The 8,280-nt window shown below is 62.1% G+C and carries 8 protein-coding genes; all 8 read right to left on the minus strand.

Going from position 1 to position 8,280, the window contains the following annotated elements:
- The coding region (locus Q0349_RS03260; RefSeq protein ID WP_298079445.1) for a DUF4178 domain-containing protein at positions 1-1,048 on the minus strand (1,048 nt) is incomplete at its 3' end.
- A 58-nt stretch (positions 1,049-1,106) separates the two neighbouring features.
- Positions 1,107-2,105: an SPFH domain-containing protein gene (locus Q0349_RS03265; protein WP_298079446.1), complete on the minus strand. Its 999-nt coding sequence runs from the start codon at positions 2,103-2,105 to the stop codon at positions 1,107-1,109.
- Positions 2,106-2,114: 9 nt separating this feature from the next.
- Positions 2,115-2,516, minus strand: a complete 402-nt coding sequence (locus tag Q0349_RS03270; protein WP_298079447.1) for a DUF350 domain-containing protein — start codon at positions 2,514-2,516, stop codon at positions 2,115-2,117.
- A gap of 102 nt (positions 2,517-2,618) precedes the next feature.
- Entirely contained in the window at positions 2,619-3,575 is a 957-nt protein-coding gene (cmoB, locus tag Q0349_RS03275; RefSeq protein ID WP_298079448.1) for a tRNA 5-methoxyuridine(34)/uridine 5-oxyacetic acid(34) synthase CmoB, read from the minus strand.
- Between the two features lie 93 nt (positions 3,576-3,668).
- On the minus strand, positions 3,669-4,379 hold the full coding sequence (locus Q0349_RS03280; protein WP_298079449.1) for a methyltransferase domain-containing protein: 711 nt from the start codon (positions 4,377-4,379) through the stop codon (positions 3,669-3,671).
- 71 nt (positions 4,380-4,450) lie between these two features.
- Positions 4,451-5,809 (minus strand): TolC family outer membrane protein, encoded by a 1,359-nt coding sequence (locus Q0349_RS03285; protein ID WP_298079450.1) that lies wholly within the window; start codon positions 5,807-5,809, stop codon positions 4,451-4,453.
- A 2-nt stretch (positions 5,810-5,811) separates the two neighbouring features.
- A complete protein-coding gene (locus tag Q0349_RS03290; RefSeq protein ID WP_298079451.1) occupies positions 5,812-7,245 on the minus strand; it encodes an HlyD family type I secretion periplasmic adaptor subunit in 1,434 nt (477 codons plus the stop codon).
- A 42-nt stretch (positions 7,246-7,287) separates the two neighbouring features.
- Positions 7,288-8,280, minus strand: a 993-nt coding sequence (locus Q0349_RS03295) for an ATP-binding cassette domain-containing protein (RefSeq protein WP_298079452.1), incomplete at its 5' end; no start/stop codon positions are given.

Below are 8,280 nucleotides of genomic sequence, written 5' to 3' on the forward strand. Positions count from 1 at the left end.
CCGCCGCGCTCTCCACCCGGCTTTGGTAGTCGTAAAGTTTTGCCTTGCCGAGCGGCGCCGCGTTGCGGTCGAGCAGCGGCCATTCGTTCAGCGTTTGCGCGAAGGTCCATTCGCCGTCATCGGTTTCGGTCAGCCAGGCGAAGCCTTGTTGCGGCGCGTAAAGCAGGTATTCGCTCCAGCCGCTGCCTTCGCCGACCTCTATTTTGCGCACCACGCCGATGAGGGTGTAATGCGTGCCGTGGATGGTCGCTTCCGCGCCGAGCGGCAGGGTGTGGTCTTCGCTGATGGCGCGGCGCGCGCTTTTTTGCCGCAATGCCAAGCCTTTGCCGTCGCTGGCAAGGTCGCTGCCGCAGGACGGGCAGAGGATGGTGTCGGTCAGGCCGCTTAGCCACTGTACCGGGCTGCCGCAATGCGGGCAGTTGCCGCTCGCGCGGCTGCCTTTCAGTTTGCCTGCGGTTTCGAGTATTTGCGCGTCGCTGCGGGTGTTTTGCAGTTTGAGGTCGGCAAGCGCCACGCCTTCGCCGGCGAACACTTCCGGCGGCTCGTCGGCGTAATCGATGGTGAGGAATTCGCCGCCGTAGCGGAAGTCGGCGACGCGGTTTTGCCGGGTGCCGCTGAAGCGGTAGGGCAATTCGCCTTCGGCGGCGGCGCGGTCGAGGGTGATGTTACGCACGTCGGCGGCGAGAAAGGCCTTGTTGCGGAAGTTGTAGCGGCTGCTGCCCGCACGCAGGCTGGCAAAGGCGGGCGGCGGCTCCGGCGCGACCGGGCGGGTCAGCACGTACTGGTCGCCCGATTCGGAGAGCCAGCCGTCGCTGCCGTCGGCAAAGAGCAGGTACCATTCGTTCCAGACGCCCGCGTCGTAGCGCGCCTGCAAGCGGCCAACGAGGGTAAACGGCTGTTGGTGGTACACGCCGCTTGTGCCGATTTGCAGCGGGCTGAAGTCTTCGAGCAGCGCACTGTCTTCGCCGCTGTCGGTGAGGGTGTCGCCGTCGCGGATGAGCAGGCTGTGGCAGTAGCTGCACACCAGCGTTACCGCGCTGGCGCTCATGCTCCGCACCGGGGCGCCGCAACTGGGGCAGTCGGTGTGAAAGAGCGCGGCCATGTGGTCAGCCCATCAGTTGTTTCAGCACTTCCGCCTTCGCCTGGTCGTAATCAGCGGCGGTAATCAGCCCCTGGTCGAGCAAGGCTTTCAGTTGGGTGAGACGCGTCTGCGGGTCATTGCCTCCTGCGGTGGCAGGGGCGGCATTGTTGGCGCCGGGTGTCATCGCGCCCGCCATTGCCTGGCCAATCGCCGCACCGACGCCGACGCCCGCGCCAACGCCTGCCAGCCCGCCTTCGTTCTGTGCGGCAAGCGGGATGGCGGACGCCGCCTGATACTGGGTGTAGCGGTTCAAATCGCCGACGACGCCCATCGAGATGCGTTCGTCCAGCGCCTTCTGAATCGCCTCCGGCAGGGTGACGCTTTCGACGCTGAAGCGCTCCAGCGCAAGGCCGAGGCGGGCGAAATCGGGGGCGAGCAGCTCTGCCATTTTCTGCGACAGCAATACCTGGTTCGCTGCCATGTCGAGGAAGGCGATGCCGGATGAGCCGAAGACGCTGGCAAGCCGCGTCATCACCACGTTGCGCAGCGGCTCGTCGAGCTGCTCGCGGCCGTAGTCAGCGGCGACGCCCGTCACTTCGCTGAACAGCTTGGCGGGGTCGCTGATGCGGTAGTCGTACATCCCGAAAGCGCGCAGTTGCACCGCGCCAAACTCGCTGTCGCGCACCGTCACGGGTTGCGCCGTGCCCCAGCGGCGGCCGAGTTGCTGGCGCAAATTGAAGAAATAGACGTCGGATTTGAAGGGCGAGGCGAAGAATTTGTCCCAATTCTTGAGGTTGGTGAGCAGCGGCAGCGTCTGCGTGGTGAGCAGATGCGTGCCCGCGCCGAACATATCGGCCGTCTTGCCCTCATCAACGAACAGCGCCTGCTGCGACTCGCGCACGACCAGCGTCGCCCCGGACTGAATTTCCTGATCCTGGGCGGGGAAACGCCACATCAGCGTGTCCTCGCCCGGATTCGGCCACTCGATGACATCAATAAACTGCTTGCGCAAAAAACCGAACATAAAACCTCCTTAACTCAAACAGGCCGCATTGAGCAGGCCAATCGACACCGACACCGCGCCCAAAAACGCGCCGACGGCAACATTGTTGCGCGCGAGCTCGCCGCCCGCGTCTTTGACAAAACGGGTGGCGACGAAATAGACCAAAATCTGGATGACCGCCGCGATGACGCCCCAGAGGACAAAATCGGGCGGGCTGACGCTCAGGCGGATGCTGGCGGCAAGCGCCAGACAAAAACCAATGAGCGCGCCGCCAAAGGACAAGGCGCAGGCGACATTGCCCTCGCGGCGGATGAGACGCAACTCGGCAGGCGGGGTGCAGTGCAAATACACGGCGGCGAAGACGAACACCATCGCCACCGCCAGCGCCATGTATTGCAAATAAAGCCAGTACTCACCTGGAGAAATGTGCATGGAAAGCTCCTTTCAAACAATGAAGATGCGGGGATTATAACGGAGGACTGGCGGAAGGTTTTTACATACATCCAGGCGGGGAAGGTGTATGTAAACGGATAGCTATCGCCCCTTGCGCGCGACGATGATGACGCGCTGTGGCGGCGGCAGGCCTTCCACCGTCGCGCTGAAATCAGCATTCATGAAATCGGCCAGCGAAAAGCGGTCAATCCAGTCGGTGGCGCGCTGCTCTGCGACAGTGGTTGCGACCGGCGCACCAGTGTGTTCAACGGCAAAGCCGAGGCGCGCCAACCAGCGGTGCAACGCGGCGACACTCGGCAGGAACCAGACGTTGCGCATTCCCGCATAGCGGTCGGGCGGCATCAGCACCGTTTGCGCGTCGCCGTCCACCACCAGCGTTTCCAGCACGAGACGGCCACCGTCGCGCAGGGTATCGCGCAATTGCGCCAGGTGTTGCAGCGGCTCGCGGCGGTGGTACAGCACGCCCATCGACAGCGCGAGATCAAAGGCGGCAGGGGCGCAATCGTCCAGCGTCAGCGGCAGATAAGCGCAGCGCTGCACGCCAAGCAGCCGCTCCAGCGCAAGGAATTGCGCGAAGTAATGCCAGGAGGGGTCAAGACCGAGCGCCATTTTTGCCCCCGCACCAAGCGCGCGATAGCTGTAATAGCCGTTGCCGCAGCCGACGTCCAGCACGTGTTTGCCGGAAAAATCCACCCCGGCGGCAAGCAGCCGCGCGAACTTGAGGTCGCTGCGCCATTCGCTGTCAATGTGGACGCCGTAGAGGTCAAACGGCCCTTTGCGCCAGGGTTGCAATGCGCGCAATCCCGCTTCGAGATTGGGCAACGTGTCGCCGCTTGCGCTCACGGCAGCGCTTTGCAGATCAATCTGTTGGGTTTCAGACGACGGTAGCGCGGCGACGGTGGCGAGCCAGTCAGCAAAATGGCCGTGCGGGGTGGCGCGGGCAAGAGCGGCGCGCACCGCATCGTCTTGCGCAGCCAGCGCGGGTTTCAGGGCGAGGGCGTGTTGCCATTGGGCAAGGGCGGGGGCGAGGTGGGGCATGGTCGCGAAACTCATGGTTGTAGGTGGGTCTTGACCCACCCTCATCATTAGTGGTTTTCTTCAGTGGGGCAAGCACCACCCTACGGGCGGTTTTCAGACGCTCGCTACCCAGCCGCAGAATTGCAGGGCGCGAAAGCAAGGTTCGATGCGGGTGAATCCGGCCTGTTGCAGGCGGTGTTCGAGGGTGGCGGCGCGGTCGGTTTGCATGACGCGCTCCAGCGATTCGCGTTTTTGTGCGATCGCCATTTGCGAGTAGCCTTGCGCCGCCTTGAAGGCTTCGTGCCACTGGCGCAGGCGGTCGTCATCCGGGCGGGTTTTTTCCGCAAGCAGTAGCGCACCGCCGGGGCGCAGGGTTTGGCGCAGGCGGACGAGCAGCGCGTCGCGCGCTTCCGGCGGGATGAATTGCAGGGTGAAGGCCATGATGATGAGGTCCGCCGGGCGGTAGTCGAGGGTGGTGATGTCGGCTTGCCGGACGCGGATGTTATTGATGCCTGCGCCTGCGACGTAGGCGGCAAGGCGGTCGGTCATCGCCTGGGCGTTGTCGATGGCGTCAATGGTGGCGCTCTTCGGGATGTGGTGTTGCAGGGCGATGCTGGCGCCGCCCAAGGCGCAGCCGAGGTCGTAAACGTGGCCGTGCTCCGGGACGCAGCCTGCGCCGATGACGGCGAAGAGTTGCAGCAGTGTGGCGTAGCCCGGCACGGAGCGGTGAATCATGTCGGGGAAGACGGCAGCGGTGCGTTCGTCGAAGCGGAAATCGACCACGGCTTGCGGGGTGTCGTAGAGGGTGTCGCGTTGGTAGGGCATGGGGCGTGGAGCGGGAAGGTGGCAAGAAGGTGGAGTCGCCTTGATGGCGACGGGCGAATTATAAACAGCCCTTAGCGTTTTTTCTTCCGCTTCACTGCCGGGGTTTTCGGCTTGACCGCCGGTTTTGTGGCACCCGGCGCGAACAGTTGTGCCGCAAAGACGCGGCCGCTGTCCTGCGTCAGTTCGCCGGTCAGGTGCAGCAATTGCAGGCAGGCGGCGATGTAGCGGTATTTGGCTTCCGCCAGCTGTTCTTCAGCTTGTGCTTTTTCTTGTTCGGCCTTGATTTCGTCGATGGTGTTGCGCACGCCGACTTCCCGCCCCAGGCGGGTGGATTCGAGTTTGGCGGTGTTGGTGTGCAGCAGTTGTTGTTGTGCAGCGATTTGCGCCTGCTCGCCGTGGATGGTGGCGAGGGTCTGCCGCACTTGCAGGCGGATTTGCTCGGTCTCGGCTTCGAGTTCTGCTTGGCGCTGCGCGAGGATTTCTTGGCTTTGTTTTTCTTTGCTGCGGATTTCGCCGCCGCTGTAGATGGGGATGGTGAACTGCACGCCGACGTAGGCACCACGGTTGCGGTTGCTGTTCGGGTTGCCGCCATGTTGCGCGATTTTGTTGCGGTTGTCCTGGTAGCCGACGTTGAGGCTGAGCTGCGGCCAGTGTTCGCTTTCTGCGGTGGCGCGGTCGGCTTCGCTTTTCTCCACTTGCAGGCGGCGGCTTTGTACGGCGGCACTGTTGGTGATGGCTTTGTTTATCCAGCTTTTTTCGTCTTCCCTGCCCGCAAGGTCGGGCAGGGCGCGGTCGGCGATGGCTTCGGCGTGGTCAGGGGCGAGCCCGGTGAGGTTGGCGAGGCGGTTTTGCGCGGTGACAAGTTCGGTGCGCAGGCGGATTTCTTTGGCGTTGGCGGCATCGAGTCCGGCCTGGGCTTCGTAGGTGTCGATGATGGTCGCCTCACCGGATTCAAAAAGCCCTTTGGCTTGGGCGATTTGTGCGGTGTAGGCGCTTTTTTCGGCAGCGACGGCGGCGAGTTTTTCTTGCGCGGTGAGGATGTCGAGGTAGGCTTTGCCGGTTTCGAGCATCAGTTCGCTCGCGGTGTTGTCCAGTTGGCTGTCGCCGAGGCGGGCGGTGATTTGTTCGGCCTGGTACTGCCGCCAGCGCGGGCCGTCAAACAGCGGTTGGCTGATTTGCGCGTTCCAGCCGTGGCTGCGGTATTTGTCGTAGCTGTCCTGGGCGCGGTTGGTGTAGTTGGCGTTGGCGCTTACTTGCGGCAGCAGCCGCGCTTTCGCCTGGTGTTGCGGTTCTTGCGCGGCGTCGCGGGCATGGCGTGCGGCGTCGTATTCGGCGGAATGGTAGCGTGCCGCCGTCCAGGCTTCGTTGAGGTCGAAGGCGCTGGCGGTGAGACTTGTATATATGAACAGGGCGGGGATGATGCGGGGCATGGTCAGCGTTGGCGCAGGCTTTCGTCGATTTTGGTTTGCAGCGGGCTTAACAGGTAATCCAGCACGCGGCGCTTGCCGGTTTTGATTTCGGCGGTGACGTTCATCCCGGCGGAGAGGCGCACCGGCTGGCCTTCGATGTTCAGCGTGTCGTGGTCAAGGGCGACGGTCGCGGCATAGACGAGGCCGAGCTGTTCGTTTTCGATGGCGTCGTAGCTGATGGTCTGCACTTTGCCGGTGAGGTAGCCGTAGCGGGTGTAGGGGAAGGCTTCTATTTTGATGACGGCTTCCTGTCCCTGGCGGACGAAGCCGATGTCTTTGTTGAGGATGAGCGCTTTGACGTTCAGCTGGTAGTCGTCGGGGACGATGACCAAGAGCGGTTGCGCCGCAGTTACCACGCCGCCGATGGTATGCGTCGCCAGTTGTTGCACGGTTCCGCTGACCGGCGCGGCGAGGCGCATCAGCCGTTGCCGCTGTTGCGCCTTGTCCAGCTGGGCTTGCAGTTGTGCGCTTTGTTCGTCCGCCTGACGCAAGGCATCGAGGGTGTCGCGGCGGATGGTCTGGGTGTTGACGGCGCGGCTGTCTTTCGCTTCGTCTATCGCTGCCTTGATTTGTTCGCGCTGGTTGCGTTTGCTCTTGAGGTCGTTCTGGTTTTCGATCAGTTTGCTTTTTTGTTCGAGGTAGGCGTGGTTGGAGATGAAGTTTTGTTTGACCAGTTTGCCCAAATCGTTGGTGCGCTTGCTTTCGATGCTGCCGAGGTTGGCGAGTTTGTCAATTTCGGCATTGACCACACGCGCCTCGGCTTCGTGCTGGCGGATACGGGCGCGGATTTGCTGGTCTTGCGCTGCCCAAGCCTGATACTGGTTGCTCACCAGTAGCTGCGCCTGCACGAAATCGGCTTCGTCAATGCCTGCCTGCAAGGCAGCGGCTTTGTTCATTTGCGGCGGACGGTTGTGATCCAGCGCAGCAAGTAGCGCTTCATTACGCCATTTGGCGAGTTGCGCCGCGTGCAGCGCTTTTTCCGACTGAGTAACGTCGGCATCGCTGCCGACCGCGCGCAGCTCCAGCAGGGTTTCGCCCGCCTCAACGTGTTGTCCGTCGCGTACATGGATGGCTTTGACCTCCGCCGTCTCCAGCGGTTGAATCACCTTGCTCTGCCCGCCCGGCTCGGTTTTGCCCTGGGCGACGGCGACAATATCCAGCTCGCCGAACCACGCCCAAACCAGGGCGAGTACGGCAAAGAGCATAATCAGCCGCGCCGTCCACTTGGGCAGCGGCGATACCGGCGTTTCGGTGAGCTCAAGATGCGCGGGGAGAAAATCGCGCTCGTGCCGGTCGCGTTCGGGCGGTTCCAGCTCCTTGCGCACCGCCCAGACATTGCGCCACACGGTGAGATAACGCTTGAGCAGGTCGCCCCACGCTTCTTTGCGGATGCCCATTTATGCTGCCCCGGCTCTGTTCAACGGATACATATATATGTCTCACCCGTTCTGCAACTGGTGCAAATAGCGGTAATACCCCTCTTTGCGCCGCAGCAGCTCCTCATGCGTGCCTTCCTCGACAATCCGCCCCTTGTCCATCGCAATAATGCGGTGGGCGCGGCGCACGGTAGAAAGACGGTGCGCGATAATCAGCACGGTGCGGTCGCGGCAGATGGCATCCATATTTGCCATGATGGCGCGTTCCGATTCATAATCGAGCGCACTCGTCGCTTCATCCAAAATCAAAATACGCGGATTCGTTACCAGCGCGCGGGCGATGGCAATACGCTGCCGCTGCCCGCCGGAAAGCCCTGCGCCTTGTTCACCGACCATAGTGTCATAACCCTCGCGCAGCTCCATAATAAAATCATGCGCCCCGGCCAATTGCGCCGCCTGAATCACCCGCTCCAGCGGCATTCCTGGATCAGAAAGGGCGATATTGTCGCGCACGCTGGCATTCATCAGCACATTCTCCTGCAACACCACCCCCACCTGGCGACGTAACCAAGCCGGATCAGCCAGCGCCAAATCATTGCCGTCAATCAACACCCGTCCCTGCTCTGGCACATACAGCCGCTGCACCAGCTTGGTCAGCGTACTCTTGCCCGAACCGGAACGGCCGACAATACCAATCACCTCACCGGCGCGGAACTGCACACTCAAATCCGGCAATACCAACTGCCCATCCGGGCGATAGCGGAACTGCACATGGTCAAAAGCAATATCGCCACGAATCTCCGGCAAATTAAGGCGGGAAGAAGGATTTTCCGTCGGCGTATTCAAAATATCACCAAGCCGTGCCACCGAAATCCCGACCTGCTGAAAATCCTGCCACAACTGCGCGAGGCGTATCACCGGAGCCGCTACCTGCCCGGCCAACATATTAAAAGCAATCAACTGCCCCACCGTCAGCCTGCCCTCAATCACCAGCTTCGCGCCAAAATAAAGAGTAGCGATAGTTACCGACTTCTGAATGAGCTGAATCCCTTGCTG

It is taken from the genome of uncultured Cardiobacterium sp. (assembly GCF_938028185.1).
GTDB lineage: Bacteria > Pseudomonadota > Gammaproteobacteria > Cardiobacteriales > Cardiobacteriaceae > Cardiobacterium.

Bases quoted from the DNA above. Each gene is read 5' to 3' on its own strand.
- Q0349_RS03265 (WP_298079446.1), bottom strand. From the start codon at position 2,105: ATGTTCGGTTTTTTGCGCAAGCAGTTTATTGATGTCATCGAGTGGCCG.
- Q0349_RS03270 (WP_298079447.1), bottom strand. From the start codon at position 2,516: ATGCACATTTCTCCAGGTGAGTACTGGCTTTATTTGCAATACATGGCG.
- cmoB (WP_298079448.1), bottom strand. From the start codon at position 3,575: ATGCCCCACCTCGCCCCCGCCCTTGCCCAATGGCAACACGCCCTCGCC.
- Q0349_RS03280 (WP_298079449.1), bottom strand. From the start codon at position 4,379: ATGCCCTACCAACGCGACACCCTCTACGACACCCCGCAAGCCGTGGTC.
- Q0349_RS03285 (WP_298079450.1), bottom strand. From the start codon at position 5,809: ATGCCCCGCATCATCCCCGCCCTGTTCATATATACAAGTCTCACCGCC.
- Q0349_RS03290 (WP_298079451.1), bottom strand. From the start codon at position 7,245: ATGGGCATCCGCAAAGAAGCGTGGGGCGACCTGCTCAAGCGTTATCTC.